The sequence below is a fragment of the Hymenobacter sp. YIM 151500-1 genome (genome assembly GCF_025979885.1).
Taxonomy (GTDB): Bacteria; Bacteroidota; Bacteroidia; order Cytophagales; family Hymenobacteraceae; genus Hymenobacter.
The window spans coordinates 451,781-467,236 of record NZ_CP110139.1 but is presented as its reverse complement, the minus strand read 5'-3'; the positions used below and the strand labels follow the sequence as shown (position 1 = coordinate 467,236).

The following is a 15,456-nucleotide window of genomic DNA, read 5'->3' as shown; positions in this document are numbered from 1 at the left end:
AATCTGTGATTATTGCTTCACCTTTGCTTGATTGAAGTCGAACACGAAGGGCCGCTCCCGCAGGTATACCACTACCCGTAGGTGGCTGGCTACGTCGGTGCGGGGGAAGTACACGAAGCCGGTCAGCCGCTCGCCGGGGCCTACCTCGCGGCGGCGCAGCAGCTGGTGTTGCTTGCTGTGGTGCTCCTGGTAGAGAGCCGCGGCCTGGTCGGCATGGTCGGCGCGCTGCTCGTCGAAATACTGGTTGTTCTGGGCGTGGCGGTCTTCCCGTTCCGCAATTTGCTGGTCGGTTTCCTTCTTTTTAATGCTGGAAACGTCTTCGGCCACGTGGGTGGCCACGGTGAGTAGCTCAAAAAAGCTCACGCCGGAGGCCTTGCGGGCGTGGCGGTCGAGGCGGGCTTCCAGGTTTTGCAGCTGCACTTCGGGGTTCAGGGCCAGCACGTAGGGTTTGGGGCCAGAGGTGCCGGGGGCAGCGGAGGCCACGGCCGGGCGCGGGAGCGTGGGCAGGTAGCAGAACGTTTCGGGCGCTACCTGCACCGGCCGGTCGGAGCCGTTGCGGATGTCGGCGCTGAAGATGATGGCCGTTTTTTCGTAGCCGATAAATTGCAAACGCACCTCCAGACTGTCGGCCTCGGCTAGACCCACGTTTGTGCTGAAGCTGGAGGGGTCGGTGGCCTGGCCGGGGGCGGGCTTAAGGTAATAGCTCGGGGCGCAAGCGGCCAGCAACCAGCCCAGGCCAGCAATTCCGGCCCAGCCCCAACGTAAAGTACTCACACGTATAGCCATAGACAGACGGTAAGGCTGTGGTATAGAAACGGGATTCTCTTATCAGAGCCGCCGCATTGCGAATCGGTTGCACCGCCCGGCGGATGGCCTGCCGCCGAATACGCTTCTCGCCCCGGCCCCTTACCCTAGCTCCGGCGGCAAGTGAAACTCCCCCGCCGCATCGGCCCCGAACGGCCACACCCGCTGCACGGCTGCCAGCGGCACCGGCCCAAATACGTGGGCAAAGTGCTGTTGCCGGCTCTCGACCCACTCCCGCTTCACCTTTATACCAGCAGCTTCCAGTGCGGCCTCGTCCCATTCCAGCAGCAGCAAGCCGCGGCGGCCGGCGTAGTAGCGGCGGGCCGTTTCGAGCACTTGGTGCCGCTCCGAGCTGTGCAGGAAGCCTTCGGTGGCCAAGTCCTGGCTAGTGAAAAAGCCGGTATGCTGGGCCTGGGCCCAGTCGGCGGGTTCGGCAATGCGGTAGAGCGGTTTCAATTAAAAATTGAGAAGTAAGAATTATAAGAATTAAAAGTTGACGGCAGCAGACTATGGGTTTGAATCCGTTGGCAGCGCGCTTAGGTCCCAGGGCTGAAGCCCTGGGCTATGTAGTGGCTTTGGGTCAGGCGTAACAGCTTACGACTACCATCTGAATGCAGAACCTGTCCGCTGCTGAGAACCGCCGCGGGAATACAGCTAAACGAAAAATTGGAGCTGACAACCAGCGTCATCAGCTCCAATTTTTAATTCTTACTTCTCAATTTTTAATTTACCTCACGCCGTCCAAACGGCTTCCTGCACCTGCTTGCCCACGGTGATTACTAGGCGGATGGGGTTGGGCACCAGGGTTAGGCGAGCTTCTTTGCCGGAGTATTTTTCGGCGTCAATCCACACGCCTTCCTTGGGCGTGGGCGTGCCGCTGGTGGAGGCGGGCAGGTAGGCAGTGGGCAGCAGCACGTCGGTGTCGGAGCCCAGGTCGGCGTGCACTTTTTCCAGGGCCTCTTCCAGGAAAGGGCCGTATTCGTCGTTGAAATCGTCTTCGAGGTCGTGCAGTTCTTCTTCTACGTCGTCGTAGCGGGCATCATCGTAGGTGAGCTGGGTTAGCTCCTGCTTTTTTTCGATGAGGGCCACGAGGGCGCGGTTGAGGTCCTCTTTGTTCATAGCCACAGGCAATAAATGGTGGAGCGCAAAGGTGCATAGGAATTGGCAAATTTGCCCCACCTCCGCAGCCCGGCCTGGCAGCCGCGTTTCGGCAGTTCCCGTATTTTTACCAGCACATTCCCATCCTCCCGCCATCCAACGTCTCCGCCCATGGAAACCATGACCTCGCCGGCCGTGCAGGCCCATCCCGCCCAGGACTTCCTGCCCCTCAACGGTACCGATTTCCTCGAATTCTACGTCGGCAACGCCAAGCAGTCGGCCTACTTCTACCAGGCCGCGTTCGGCTTCGAGCTGGTAGCCTACGCCGGCCCCGAAACCGGGGTGCGCGACCGGGCTTCCTACGTGCTTCAGCAAAACAAAATCCGCCTGGTGCTCACCACCTCCCTGCTGTCCGACTCCGACATTACCCGCCACGTGGCCCAGCACGGCGACGGCGTGAAGGTAATGGCCCTGTGGGTGGACAATGCCCGCCGCTCCTTCGAGGAAACTACCCGGCGCGGCGCCCGGCCGGCCTTTGAGCCGTATACCCTGGAAGATGAGCACGGCACCGTAACGCTGGCCGGCATCTACACTTACGGCGAAACCATCCACACCTTCGTGGAGCGCCACAACTACCGCGGCCCCTTCCTGCCCGGCTTCGTGGCCCGCACCAGCAACGTGCCCCAGGGCCAGCCGGTGGGCTTGCAGTACGTGGACCACTGCGTGGGCAACGTGGGCTGGGGCGAGATGAACCAGTGGGTGAAGTTCTACGAGGACGTTATGGGCTTCAAGCTGCTGATTACCTTCGATGACGACGACATCAGTACCGAATACTCGGCCCTGATGAGCAAGGTGGTCAGCAACGGCAACGGCTTCGTGAAGTTCCCCATCAACGAGCCGGCCGAGGGCAAAAAGAAAAGCCAGATTGAGGAGTACCTCGACTTCTACCACGGCCCCGGCGTGCAGCACATGGCCCTCATCACCCACGACATCCGCAGCACCGTCACGGAGCTGCGCCGCCGCGGCGTGGAGTTTCTGCAAGTGCCCAACACCTACTACGACGACCTGCTGGACCGCGTGGGCCACATCGACGAAGACCTCGATTCCCTGCGCGCCCTCAACCTGCTCGTGGACCGCGACGAGGAAGGCTACCTGCTCCAGATTTTCACCAAGCCCGTGGAAGACCGTCCCACCGTGTTCTACGAAATCATCCAGCGCAAAGGCGCCAAGAGCTTCGGCAAAGGCAACTTCAAAGCTCTCTTTGAAGCCATTGAGCGGGAACAGGCCCTGCGCGGCAATCTGTAGTTTTAGAGGTGAGACCGTGAGACATGAGAAGTGAGGCGATGTTCTGCTGACACCAACGCTAAGTAGAACGAAGTCTCACTTCTCATGTCTTCCTGTCTCAAGTCTGCTTTCTTATCTATTACTTCCATCCAATGCCACTTTCCGCCGACCTTCACACCAAAGTCTCTTCCTGGCTCACTGAGCACTACGACGCCGACACCCAGGCCGAAATCCGGCAGCTGCTGGCCGAGAATCAGGACGATTTTCTGTCCGATGCCTTTTACCGCAACCTGGAGTTTGGTACCGGCGGGCTGCGCGGCATCATGGGCGTGGGCTCCAACCGCATGAACCGCTACACCCTGGGCATGGCCACCCAGGGCCTGTGCAACTACCTGCTGCGGCAGTTTCCGGGCGAGGAAATCAAGGTGGCCGTGGCCCACGACTCGCGCAACAACAGCCGGGAGTTTGCCCGCATTGCGGCCGGCATCTTCTCGGCTAACGGCATTACGGTGTACCTGTTTAGCGAGCTGCGCCCCACGCCGGAGCTGTCGTTTGCCATCCGCCACCTGGGCTGCCACAGCGGCTGCGTGGTGACGGCCTCGCACAACCCCAAGGAGTACAACGGCTTCAAGGTGTACTGGAACGATGGTGCCCAGGTGGTAGCGCCCCACGACAAGAACATCATCCGGGAGGTCGAGGCCATTGCCTCGGTGCAGGAAGTGAAGTTTCAGGCCGACGAGTCGCGCATCCGGCTCATTGGGGCCGAGGTGGACGCCGCTTATCTGGCCCAGGTAAAGGCGTTGAGCATTAACCCCGCCGCCATCCAGCGCCAGCACGAGTTGCGCATCGTGTACACGCCCCTGCACGGCACGGGCATTACGCTGGTGCCGCGGGCCCTGGCTCAGCTGGGCTTCACCACCGTGCACGTGCTGGACGACCAGGCCACTCCGGACGGTAACTTCCCCACGGTACTCTCGCCCAACCCCGAGGAGAAAGTAGCCATGCAGCTGGCCCTGGACAAAGCCCGCGAGCTGGACGCCGACCTGGTGCTGGCTACCGACCCCGATGCCGACCGCGTGGGCATAGCCGTAAAAGACAACCGCGGCGAGTGGGTGCTGGTGAACGGCAACCAGACCGCCGCCCTGCTCACGCACTACCTGCTTTCGGCCCGGCACCAGGCCGGCCGCATGACCGAGCAGGACTACATCGTATACACCATCGTGACCAGCGACGTGCTGGGCGACATTGCCCATGCCCACGGCGTCAAGGCCTACCAAACCCTGACCGGCTTCAAGTACATTGCCGGCATCATCCGGGAGCTGGAAGGCGAGCAGACCTACATCGGGGGCGGGGAGGAAAGCTACGGCTACATGATTGGCGACTTCGTGCGCGACAAAGATGCCGTGTCGGCCTGCGCCATGCTGGCCGAAATGGCGGCCGTGGCCAAAGACCAGGGCCGCACCCTGTACCAGGAAATGGTGCAGATGTATCTGACCTACGGCTTCTACAAGGAGCACCTGATTTCGTTGACCAAGAAAGGCCAGCGCGGGGCCGAGGAAATCCAGGAAATGATGCGGGAGCTGCGTGCCGCGCCGCCCGCCACCATTGCCGGCCTGCCCGTGGTGGAGCTGCGCGACTACCAAACCGGCCGCATCCGCGACCTGCGCACGGGCCTCGAAACCGAAACCGGCCTGGAAAGCTCCAACGTGCTGCAGTTCATTCTGGAAGACGGCAGCAAAATCTCGGCCCGCCCCTCCGGCACCGAGCCCAAAATCAAGTTCTACTTCAGCGTGCGGCAGCCCCTGAAGTCGGCCGTTGACTTCGACCTGGCTAACCGCCTGGCCGACGAGAAAATTGCCCGCATCATCGAAGACATGCAGCTGAAGTAAGGCCTGCTTTTTTACTTTACTCCCGCCCAGCTTGGTAGTCAGGCTGGGCGGTCTTGTTTGTAGTGCCGTATGCCGCCTCGCCCGACTCGTAACGCAGTAATTGTCCTTCATCGGCCTCTTTCCCTCAATTGGCTTATTGGCGTTCTGATAGCCGCCGGCCTGGTGTGGCTGAAGCTTTACCTGGGGGCAGTGGCCATGGTGGTGCTGGGTGTTGTGCCGGTGCTGGCCCGCAACCGCATGATGACGACGCTAGAAATCAATCATTCTTCGGGCCGCTACCGCATCTGCTCCCACGTGCTGGGGCTACAGCGGGGGCAGTGGAAGAAGCTCCCTCTCGTGCAGCGCGTGGTGGTGCGCTACTTTTCCGAATACGTAGCGGCCTCCTCCGACTATCAAGAAGGCGACTTCCAGCAGGCGCGGGAGTACATTCTGCTGTTTTCCGTGCCCGACTCTCCCACCGGCGTTATACTGTACCGGCACCCGGTGCGCGAACAGGCAGTGGCAATAGCCTGCCAGATTGGCGACGCGCTAGGGGTGGAAGTTGTGGAGTTTAACCAGTACCAGCAGGTATCCGTGGTGCAAGACGCGCCCCCACCGGCACACCAGTAGACGGCCAGCAGCCACGCGGAACTTAAAAAGCGGCCGGTACTGCTGCTGCGAGCTGCGGGCTGTGGCGCTCCGGCGGCTTGGTTTGCGGAACCTGAGCTGTGTGCTAGCTTTGCGGCCATTATCTACCTCACGCTATATTCTTTTGATGAAGCAATTTCTACCTGCCCGGCTCACCTCCGCATTTCTTACACCTTTTTACCGGCTGCTGGTCCTGGGCGCAGGGTGGCTGCTGGCGGCCGGCAGCGCCGCGGCCCAGGGCCTGCCCGGCTACGTCGTTTCGCTCAGCGGCGACACGCTGCGGGGCTTTGTGGCCGAAACCGATGCGCAGCGCATTGCCTTCTACGCCCAGGCCGGAGCCCCGCCCCAGTTTTTCCGTCCTGCGCAGGCCCGCGCCTACGGCATTGGCCGGCAAACCGTGTACACCAGCCGGCTGGCACGCCTGAAGTCGGGCCGCGACTCGCTGCGCTTCGTGCGGCCTTTGCTGCTGGGGCCGGCCAGCCTGTACAACGCATCGTCGGACAGCGCCAGGCTGCTGTTGCAGGCTCCTGCGTCGGACACGCTGTATGAGCTGACGGCCTTCAACTGGAATCTGCTCTTCAACCGCCACTTGCGGAGCTGCGAGTACCTCGACTTTTCGGACCCAAGCATCTTGTCGCGCCGGTTCGAGCAGCGCAGCCTGCGGCTGCTTCTCACGCAGTATAACCGCTGCGTGCAGCCCGGTTGGAAGCCAGTGCGGCCCCAGACTTCCACCTCGCAGCTTCGCCTGGCACTAACGGGCGGCCTGACGGCTTACTCAGCGGAGGCGGGCCGAGCACTGCTCGGCAGTGCGGAGGTGGATCATAAGCCGAGGGCTCTGCTGGGCCTGGAAGTACGCCTATTGCACTCCAGCGGCTGGTGGCTGTCGGGCGGCCTAACCTATCAGCACCTGCGCGGAGGCGTAAAGCCGTTTTCCATCTACACGGGTTCCTCCGTCATCACGGGCTCCCGTACCGAAACCTACGACCTGAAGAACCTCCTGCTGCTCGGCAACCTGGGCCGGAGCTTTGGCCAGCCGGGCAGCTTCCGCCCGTTCGTGGTTGCCACTCTGGGCGCGGGCGTATGCTTCGATTCCGAGTCTGCTTCGCAAGTGGTGTATTCTTCGATTCTTCCGCCGAATTATCGGAGTGTTGACCGGTCGGGGCAGGCGGCGCTGCACGCAGCCCTGGGAACCGGGGTCTGGCTGCCGCTCGGTTCGCGCTACGACCTTCAGCTTAGCGCATCATACGGGCAGAACATGATGATACAGAGCCCCTCGTTACGCACTCATGTGGTAAGTGTACAAACCGGCCTCATGCTGCCGGCCTGGTAACTGGTTGTTGCTGTACAGTCTCAAATTCAGTCCAAACCTCTGTTATAAGTATAGATGAAGCACTTCTACTGCTTATTCACCTTTTTACTTTTCACATTCGCCGCTGCTGCCCAGGGCCTGCCCGGCTACGTCATCACGCTCAGCGGCGACACCTTGCGGGGCTATGTGCGGGAGAAGAAAAACCAACAGCTCGTTGTATATCCCAACGAAAGCAATACTACTCTCGTGTTTCGCCCGGCACAACTGCGAGGCTATGGGCTACGAAATCAGCCGCTAATCAAAAGCTATCCTGTTCGCTTGAGCACCGGTCACGACTCGACGCGGTTTGTGGCTCCCTTGCAGGTGGGACCGGTGAGCCTGTATTCCTACGCCGATGAGTCGGGGTTGCTGTTGCGCCCGGCCGCTTCTGACACTCTGTATGAATTGACTCCGATTACGTGGCGCTTGCTGTTCAACCGGCACCTGCACGGATGCTCTACGCTGAACCACACCAGCCGGGAAATTTTCGACTTATCTTTTTCCCGAACCACCATTGCCCGGCTTATTACCCGCTACAACCAGTGCCTCGATCCTACGTGGAAGGCTGTTTCGACCTCGGAACGGCCCATGTGGCGCTATGGCATCGGAGTACACACCGGGGGGCAACAGCTGACGCCGTTTAAGGGTAAGTTCTGGCAACCAAACCAGGGGACCTGGCAGAGTTGGGAGGCAGGCTTTGATTGGATAGCACAACGGGCCAATGGCTTGCAGACTGTTTTGTCCGCATCTTACCTTCACTTCGCAGGAAAAACCTCGCCGTACCAAGCAATAAGTACTACGGGAGCTACTGTGGAACAGCGTGGAAGCGGCAGCTCCGGGGTGCTGCTGGGCAATGTACAGGTAACGCAACGGCTAGGCAACCCGCGCCGACGCCTACAGCCTATCACCGGAGTCGGCATCGGGTTAGGGTATATGGCTTGGGAACGGTCCATTACAGAGCAGCGGCTTCCTAACAGCTCCAGTTCGTTTCAGACTACAGCAGTAGACACTGATGCGGGTGGGGCTGTTTTTCGGGTGGAAGCCCTGGCCGGCGTGCTGCTACCGATTGGTGTCCGAAAAGATGCGTCGGTGTCAGTTCACTATCAATATTACTACTCTGCATTTCAAAGCATTGGCTTGCAGATAGCATACCACCTATATAAGTAGTTTCTCCCGCCCGTGCATGAAGCAAACGGCACGTCTGAGGTGTCAGCTTGGACGTACTGTTTACAGACACTCCTGTTTGGCTGTTAATTTCATTAACCTCTACTCGTTAACAGCCCGACCTTATTGCCAGCGAAATCCAGTACCTTTTTATTCCCCGCGCCGTCTGTCACCCTTTATTCCCAGAATAAACAGGATCAGGAGCAGAAACGCCGCCACGCCCAGGCTGTACCAGGTCACCACGGGCAGGCCGCGGTAGACGGGCATCTGGGCAGGGTCGTAGGTGCCTTGCAGGCTGAGGCCGGCAAACACGATGCAGGCCACGGCCACGGCCGCTAGGATGCTGCGGCTCACCAGGGCGTCGGCTTTGCGCATGAGCAGCTGGTAGCCGCTCAGCTCCACCCGCACGCGCATGTCGCCGCGCGAGATTTTGCGCACAATCTGGCGCAGGTCCGACGGCAGGGTCTGGAGCAGGGCCAGCAGCTGGGTGCCGGTGTACTGGGCTTCGCTGAGGATGTTCTCGGTGGAATACTGCTCGGCGATGATGCGCGCCCCGTAGGGCCGCACAAACTCAAAGGTTTTGAAGGTGGGGTGCAGCACCTTGCCGATGCCCTCCAGAATTACTAGGGCCCGCAGAATCAGGAACACCGCGCCGGGCACTTGCAGCTTGTAGTCGTAGATGACGGTTTGCAGGCGCTCGGCCAAGTCCGACATGCTCATTTCCTTCACGTCCAGCATCGTGAAGTCTTCGATAATCTGGTTCAGGTCGGCCTCGAAGGCGCGCATGTCGGGAATTTCGGCCGTGAGGGCGAGGCGGCGGAAGCTCAGGGCCATGCTGCGGGCGTCCTGCCGGGCCATGCCGATGAACACGCCCGCAAAGGCGTACTTCTGCTGCTTGGTCATGCGCCCTACCATGCCAAAGTCGATGAGCACGAGCGTGCCGTCGGGGCGCACCAGCACGTTGCCGGGGTGGGGGTCAGCGTGGAAGACCCCAAACTCGAAAATCTGCGTCAGATACACATCCATGCCCGTTTCGGCCACGGTTTCCGGGCTCAAGCCCCACTCCAGCAGCTGGGCTTTGTCGGTGATTTTGCAGCCGCTCACAAACTCAATCACCAGCACCCTAGCCGTGCTCAGCTCCCGATAGGGCCGCGGAATATAGAACGACTCGTGCTCGGCGTAGAGAGTGCGGAACTGGTCCATACTGCGGGCTTCCGAGGTGTAGTCCAGCTCCTTGGTCATGCTCCGCTCAAAGGCGTCCACGATGTCCTGGGGGTTGCTCAGGCCCTGCTTGCGCAGAAACGGGGCCGTGAGGCGCACCAGCTCGTGCAAAAGGCTTAGGTCGGTGCGCACTTTTTCCTCCACGTCGGGGCGCTGCACTTTCACCACCACTAGCTCCCCGCTTTGCAGGCGGGCCCGGTGCACCTGCCCGATGCTGGCCGAGCCCAGCGGCACCTCGTCAAACTCGCTGAACACTTCCGTAAGCGGGCGGCCCAGCTCCTGCTCGATAATCTGGCGGGCCACGGCCACCGGAAACGGCGGCACATTGCTTTGCAGCTTCTCAAACTCGTCGATGAGCGGCTGCGGAAGCAGGTCGGCGCGGTTGCTCAGGGCCTGGGCCAGCTTGATGAAGGTGGGGCCCAGCTCCTCGATAATCATGCGGATGCGTTGCCAGCGCGTCGTTTCAAACACCCGCTGCTCGCCCTGCTGCCAGGAGCGGCGCCGGCTCTGCGGCACCAGCCGCCGCAGGGCCGTGCTGGTCACCACGTCCTCAAAACCATAGCGAATCAACACCTCGGCCACTTGCCGGATGCGGGTGAGGTTGGAGATGGTATTCTTGAACATGAATCGCAGATTGTGCAGATTGAATGGATTGCGCTGATTCTAGCGGCAAGTTTAGGGAAATGAGTGAGGTGATGAGGTAACAGGTAAATGGTGACAGGTAAACAGTCATGCTGAGCTTGCCGAAGCATCTCTACCTCTGACTAACTTCCTGACGTCTATTCAATGAAGTGGTAGAGATGCTTCGACTGCGCTCAGCATGACTACGCCTCTTCAACGTCAGCATGCGGAATGCTTGCCTACAGCGACCTTCGGCTCGACTGCGGTTCCGGCTGTGCGGACGTCAGATGGAGTATAACCTCCCTCCACTCACCACCTCCCTACTCATTATTTCACCACTCACCACCTCACCAAAAAAACCCCGCCTGCACTCGGCAAGCGGGGTTTTTCAACAACTAAGGCTGGCCTTACGAGTTGCCGTTGTCCGAAGAGCCGGCCGAGGTGGTGTTGCCCTCTACTTTGGGGGCATCCTTCTTGGCAGCGCCAGCTTTAGCGGCGGCCGACTTTTGCGTTTTGCCAGCGGCGGCGCTGGTGCTATCGGCGGCTTTCTTAACGGCGCCGGCGGCCTTGCTGGTGGCGCTGCTGGCCGACTTGCCCGCCGCCGATGAAGTGCTGCTTTTCTTAGCGCCCGAAGCCGAGCCCGTGGCCTTCGAGGCAGAAGTACCGGCGGCACCCGAGTTCGAGGATTTCGACTGGCGCACGGTGCGCTTCAGGTCCTCCACGTCGGAGTTGGGCGCTACGCCCACTGTCTTCATCAGGCGTGAGGTCAGACCCTGAAACTGCTTTTCCAGCTCCTGACGCTTGGCGTCGGTGTTCTTTTTCAGCTCGTCCATGATCTTGGCTCCTTCCTGCTCCGACAGCTTGCTTTCCTGCACCAGCTTGTTGATGGTGCTCTGTACCCGGTCGTTGGTCAACGATACAAACCCGACGCCGGCATTAATGAACTTCTTAAACAGGTCTTCCATGGGAGGTAAGGGTTAGAAGAAAAGAGGAGGTGTAAAAGATGAAGCCGTCTGGCGCTTGCCTCACGCATCACGAACTAGTATGCAAGCCGACTACTTCCAGCAAACCTACGAAAACAGCTGTATATAGTTGAATGTGAGTTTAAAAAATTTCCACGATCCATTCTGTTTTTGTGCCGCCTCAGCCAGCCGGCGCCGCGTATGGGCTTTTCAGCTAGGCGGCCTGCGGCTTCTTGGAATCAGTTGCCGGGGCCGAAACGGGGGTTTCAGACCACACGGTATGGGTGAAGTGCGCGACGCGGTCCAGGGCCAGGCGGGCCTCGGGCAGGAAGCGCCAGAACAAGTGCCACCAGTGCACCAGCCCTTCAAACACCTGCGCGGTTACGGGAGTGCCCGCCGCGCGGGCTTTGCCCACAAAGGCCAGCACGTCGTCGCCCAGCACCTCGGCATCCGACACCTGAATCAGCAGCGGCGGCAGGCTGTGCAGCGCCGCCCGCACCGGCGACACCAGCGGGTGCGACAAGGGCACGTCGGCGGCGTACAGTGGGCCCCAGCCACGAATTTCGAGGGCTTCGAGCACCTGGCTTTCTTCCTGCACCACCCGGCGCAGCACCGCTGTGGGCAGGGCCAGGTCGGTCCAGGGCGAGAGGCCGATGGCGGCGGCGGGCAGGGGCCGGCCCGCGTCGCGCAGGGCCAGCAGCAGGGCCAGGGCCAGCCCGCCCCCGGCCGAGTCGCCGGCCACTATGATGCTTGCCGGTGCGAAGCCCTGGCGCAGCAGCCACTCATAAGCCAGCAGGGCATCGTCGAGGGCGGCGGGAAAGGGGTATTCGGGGGCCTTGCGGTAGTTGATGGCCAGGGCCTGCACCCCGCACCGCTGGGCCAGGGTGCCCACCAGGGCCCGGTGGGTATTGAGGGAGCCCAACACGTAGCCGCCTCCGTGCAGATACAGCAGCACCCGCCCGGAGGCGGCCCTGGCTGGGCGCACCCACTCGGCCGGCATCCCGTCCACGTCGGCATCTTCCAGAAACACGTTCCAGGGCATTAGCTGGCCAAACGACAGGAGTTCAACCGCCAGCCGCATGGCCGGCAGGCGCGGCCGGCGCCGGGCCAGCGGCCCGGTAGCCGCCGTCAGGAATTGCTTAAGCAGCAGATGCTGAAGGGAAGGCATTTTGTTTGAATGAATACTTGAGAAGTAGGAATTAATAATTTGGTCTGAAATTGAGAATTGTCCTGCTCTATCTAGCGTCCGCTTGCCAAAGCATCTCTACCGCTTCGTTGAATGATTGAGTTAGCCCGCGGGAGAGATGCTTTGGCAAGCGGACGCTAGATAGAGCATGACAGTTAAAAACTAACTCAAACAGCTTCTTAAATTCAGTAGGCAAAACAAGCGTTTGTGAAGCGTATTTTGACACTACCAGTGTGATGACAATTTTTACTCCCTACTTATCAGTTACTACTTACTCTTTCCCAATTCGGTGGCCTTTGTAGCCGCGGATGGCGATGGGAATCCAGCCTAGCACGGGGATGAAGAAGGTCAGGGTAAACGGGTTGCGCCAGAGCATGCGCCAGTAGGCGCCGGGGCGGCGCAGGTCGAGGTCGAAGTCGCGGCAGCCGTTTCGCACGTACTGGCGCTCAAACTCCCGAAACAGCGCGGGCCAGGCCCAGGGCAGGAAAAACGGGAAGTAGCGCCAGTTTTCCTTGATGCGCTGCCACAGCTCGCGCCAGCGGTAGGGCTGCTGCCCGTGCTGCTGCACGGCGGCGTCCAGCTCCTGCTGCATACGCTGGCGCACCTGCTCCGAAAGGGCCAGGTATTCGTCGCGGGTCAGCTCGGCGGTGGTTTTCGGGGTCAGCTCGTAGGGCTTGATGCGGGAGCCCAGCACGAAGGTAAGCTGGGCCGGAAACGCCATGTAGAAAAACCAGGGCTGTAGCAGCACCAGCAGCAGTACCGGCCCCATGGGAATAAAGGGAATGCCGATTTTCTTGCTCAGGCGGTTCACCCAGTCCCAGCTGTAGGTGTAGGGATTGAGGTACTCGCCGTTGATGGTGTAGAAGGGAACGATGTCGGTGCGGTGCTGGATGCCGAGGCGGACGATGCTGGTGGCCAGGCGCTGGAGCTGGTACTTGCGGTTGAACCCCTTCCCGATGCCCGGCACGCCCTCCGGGTACAGCATCAGGTTGTGGTCCTGGTAGTACATCATCGTCTCGAAGTTGAGCGTGGTGGCATCCACGCAGCCCGCTTTCTTCCAGAAGTTCCGAACCAGAAAAGGGTTCATGAGCACCGACTGCGAGAGCATGGGCGCCGAGAGCGGGCGGGGCAGGTCGCGCTGGTTGGGCAGGGCCCGCCACATGTGCGACAGGGCCACGATGGCATCCCAGGGAAAGGCCATGCCCGAGTGGTTGGAGGCGAAGATGAGGGGCCGGTCGGGGTTGTTGCGCTGGGGGTAGTTCTCGAACCCCACCAGTCGCGACCGAAACCACACCCGGTCGAGCAGGCGCAGGATGTTGCGGTCCAGCGTCTCGACAAACTGCTCGTCGAAGTAGTCGGTGTAAATGTGCTGATTGGCCTGAATGGCGGGCGGCGGCTGGGGCAGCGCAGCAGACGACAACGGAGCAGAAGCCAACGGCATGGGCGGGAGAAGTGCGGCAGAAAACCGGCGGAGCACTCCCGCCGTGGGGTCTCAAGATACAGGATTTAGGGGCGAAATGAGTAAATGAGCGAGTGAGTGAATGAGTAAATGAGTAAAGTAGCCCGTCATGCTGAGCGAAGGCGCAGCCGGAATCGAAGCATCTCTACCGCGGGCTAACTCAATCGTTCAACGAAGCAGTAGAGATGCTTCGGCTGCGCTCAGCATGACAATACCATTGCAACATCAGCACACGAGATGCTTCGGCTGCGCTCAGCAGGACGATCTACTTTACTCATTTACTCATTCACTCACTCGCTCATTTACTCATTTCCTCATATCTGCCGCTTGAGCCGAACGACGGCGGTGTGCAGGTCGCCGGTGGTGGCGCGGCGGACGATGAAGAAGATTTGGCGGCCGTTCTGGGAGTGCAGCAGGCGGCTGAGCTGGGTGAGCGACAGGCTTTCGGCGGGCAGAAAATTAATGCTCAGGATTTCGTCGCCGGGCAGCAGGCCCGCCTGCTCGGCCGGGGAGCCCGCCTGCACGCGCAGCACCCGGTACTGCCGGTAGTGGGGGCCGCTGGCCAGCACGTCGAACCCGCACATATCGTGCTCGAAGGGGTCTTTGTAGAGCCGGTTGGGCCGCAGCAGCAGCTGGTTGCGCGAGTAGTCGATTACCATTTCAAACCGCTTCAGCAGCTCGAAGCCCAGGTTGCCGTTGCGGGGCACGTCGGCGCGGTGGGCCACGGCGGCGGCATCGGGGAACGACGTGAGGGGCAGCGCCACCCGGTAGCGGCCCAGCTGCAAGGCCGCCACCCGCCCCAGGTAGCCGTTGATGTCGCCGCTGAGGCCGCGGCCCAGCTGGGTGCGCAAGCGCAGGTCGGGCAGGCGCAGGCGGGGGTCGGAGGTGGTTTCCAAGGACAGGGCGTGGCCGGCGCCGGTGTCGAGCACCAGTTTCAGGGGCAGCGTGAGCGTGTCGTTGACTTGCACGGGCAGGGTGAGGTAGGACTTATTGCCTTCCAGGTCGAGGGACAGGCGGGTCCAGCGCCGGCCGCGGGGCACCCGGTAGCGGGCCGGGTCGTGCAGCACCACGTACTCCTGCTCGGGCTGCACCTGCACCACAAAGCTGCGAAACACGTCGGAGCCCAAGAGGCCGTGAATGGGCATGCCCACGTAGCCGGACAGGTTCAGCACGTCGTCGGACAAAGCCAGGAAGGACATGCTGGGCGCTTCGGTCTTGCCCAGGCGCACGTGCACGCCCGTTATCTGCTGGGCTACCAGCGGCTTTTCCTCCCCGGCTCCGGCCACCAGAAACTGCGCCCCGCCCTGCAAGTTCAGCTGCCGCACCAGGGCCGGGTCGGTAATCAGCGAAATGCCGATGCCCGTGTCGAGCATGAAGTTGAATGGCCCCTGCCCGTTGATCGTGGCTTCCACCACCATCAGATTGCGCTGGATCTGGAACGGCACCCGCGCCTGCCGGGCCCCGGCCCGCTCGAAGCGAAACGCGGGCGGCGGCGTTTGGGCTCTGGCCGGGCCGGCCGCCAGCAGCCCCAGCCAGAGTGCCAGCAGCACCGCGCCCGCCACTCGTACGCGGCCCGAAAACAGCAGTACAATCCCTAAGCGGCGACCCATACGTGTGGAGAAGTAGCAGGCAGGGTAAGTTAACCAAAAAACCTACCCATTGTTACTCCGCTGTAACACGAAAACTACACCTTATCTGTTCCACAACAGGCTACATGAGATTCTCTGGCTCAGCCTAATATAGCCCGCATACGCCCAGAGCCGGCGCAGACGCCAGCCTGCGGTTGGCCGGAA

Annotated in this window: 13 protein-coding genes; 5 read left to right on the top strand and 8 right to left on the bottom strand. The window is 61.1% G+C overall.

Annotated elements, in window-relative coordinates; genetic code table 11:
- Positions 1-9: 9 nt before the first annotated feature.
- The 3 genes from OIS53_RS01940 to OIS53_RS01930 all read right to left on the bottom strand — a co-directional run bounded on the left by OIS53_RS01940 (position 10) and on the right by OIS53_RS01930 (position 1,923).
- On the bottom strand, positions 10-774 hold the full coding sequence (locus OIS53_RS01940) for a hypothetical protein (RefSeq protein ID WP_264680707.1): 765 nt from the start codon (positions 772-774) through the stop codon (positions 10-12).
- A gap of 132 nt (positions 775-906) precedes the next feature.
- Positions 907-1,260 carry a DUF952 domain-containing protein gene (locus OIS53_RS01935; RefSeq protein ID WP_264680706.1) on the bottom strand — a complete coding sequence of 118 codons (354 nt, stop codon included), beginning with the start codon at positions 1,258-1,260 and terminating at the stop codon, positions 907-909.
- Between the two features lie 276 nt (positions 1,261-1,536).
- Positions 1,537-1,923 carry a hypothetical protein gene (locus tag OIS53_RS01930; protein WP_264680705.1) on the bottom strand — a complete coding sequence of 129 codons (387 nt, stop codon included), beginning with the start codon at positions 1,921-1,923 and terminating at the stop codon, positions 1,537-1,539.
- A 150-nt stretch (positions 1,924-2,073) separates the two neighbouring features.
- Here OIS53_RS01930 and hppD point away from each other — a divergent pair, with 150 nt between their 5' ends.
- The 5 genes from hppD (at position 2,074) to OIS53_RS01905 (ending at position 8,217) form a co-directional block, all read left to right on the top strand.
- The gene (gene hppD / locus OIS53_RS01925) at positions 2,074-3,207 is read left to right on the top strand and encodes a 4-hydroxyphenylpyruvate dioxygenase (RefSeq protein WP_264680704.1); all 1,134 of its coding nucleotides are present in this window, start codon (positions 2,074-2,076) and stop codon (positions 3,205-3,207) included.
- A gap of 131 nt (positions 3,208-3,338) precedes the next feature.
- Positions 3,339-5,075: a phospho-sugar mutase gene (locus OIS53_RS01920; protein ID WP_264680703.1), complete on the top strand. Its 1,737-nt coding sequence runs from the start codon at positions 3,339-3,341 to the stop codon at positions 5,073-5,075.
- A 162-nt stretch (positions 5,076-5,237) separates the two neighbouring features.
- On the top strand, positions 5,238-5,684 hold the full coding sequence (locus tag OIS53_RS01915) for a hypothetical protein (protein WP_264680702.1): 447 nt from the start codon (positions 5,238-5,240) through the stop codon (positions 5,682-5,684).
- A gap of 145 nt (positions 5,685-5,829) precedes the next feature.
- Positions 5,830-7,032, top strand: a complete 1,203-nt coding sequence (locus OIS53_RS01910; protein WP_264680701.1) for a hypothetical protein — start codon at positions 5,830-5,832, stop codon at positions 7,030-7,032.
- 54 nt (positions 7,033-7,086) lie between these two features.
- Positions 7,087-8,217: a hypothetical protein gene (locus OIS53_RS01905; protein WP_264680700.1), complete on the top strand. Its 1,131-nt coding sequence runs from the start codon at positions 7,087-7,089 to the stop codon at positions 8,215-8,217.
- A 147-nt stretch (positions 8,218-8,364) separates the two neighbouring features.
- On the opposite strand, the gene OIS53_RS01900 is transcribed toward OIS53_RS01905, so the two are convergent.
- From OIS53_RS01900 to OIS53_RS01880, 5 genes are all read right to left on the bottom strand, one after another.
- Complete coding sequence (locus OIS53_RS01900; RefSeq protein ID WP_264680699.1) at positions 8,365-10,059, bottom strand: ABC1 kinase family protein; 1,695 nt, start codon at positions 10,057-10,059, stop codon at positions 8,365-8,367.
- A 404-nt stretch (positions 10,060-10,463) separates the two neighbouring features.
- Entirely contained in the window at positions 10,464-11,021 is a 558-nt protein-coding gene (locus tag OIS53_RS01895) for a phasin family protein (protein WP_264680698.1), read from the bottom strand.
- Positions 11,022-11,232: 211 nt separating this feature from the next.
- On the bottom strand, positions 11,233-12,186 hold the full coding sequence (locus OIS53_RS01890; protein ID WP_264680697.1) for an alpha/beta hydrolase: 954 nt from the start codon (positions 12,184-12,186) through the stop codon (positions 11,233-11,235).
- 289 nt (positions 12,187-12,475) lie between these two features.
- Positions 12,476-13,645 carry a lysophospholipid acyltransferase family protein gene (locus OIS53_RS01885; RefSeq protein WP_264680696.1) on the bottom strand — a complete coding sequence of 390 codons (1,170 nt, stop codon included), beginning with the start codon at positions 13,643-13,645 and terminating at the stop codon, positions 12,476-12,478.
- Positions 13,646-13,977: 332 nt separating this feature from the next.
- Positions 13,978-15,273, bottom strand: coding sequence for an aspartyl protease family protein (locus OIS53_RS01880; protein ID WP_264680695.1), 1,296 nt, complete (start codon positions 15,271-15,273; stop codon positions 13,978-13,980).
- Positions 15,274-15,456: the final 183 nt, after the last annotated feature.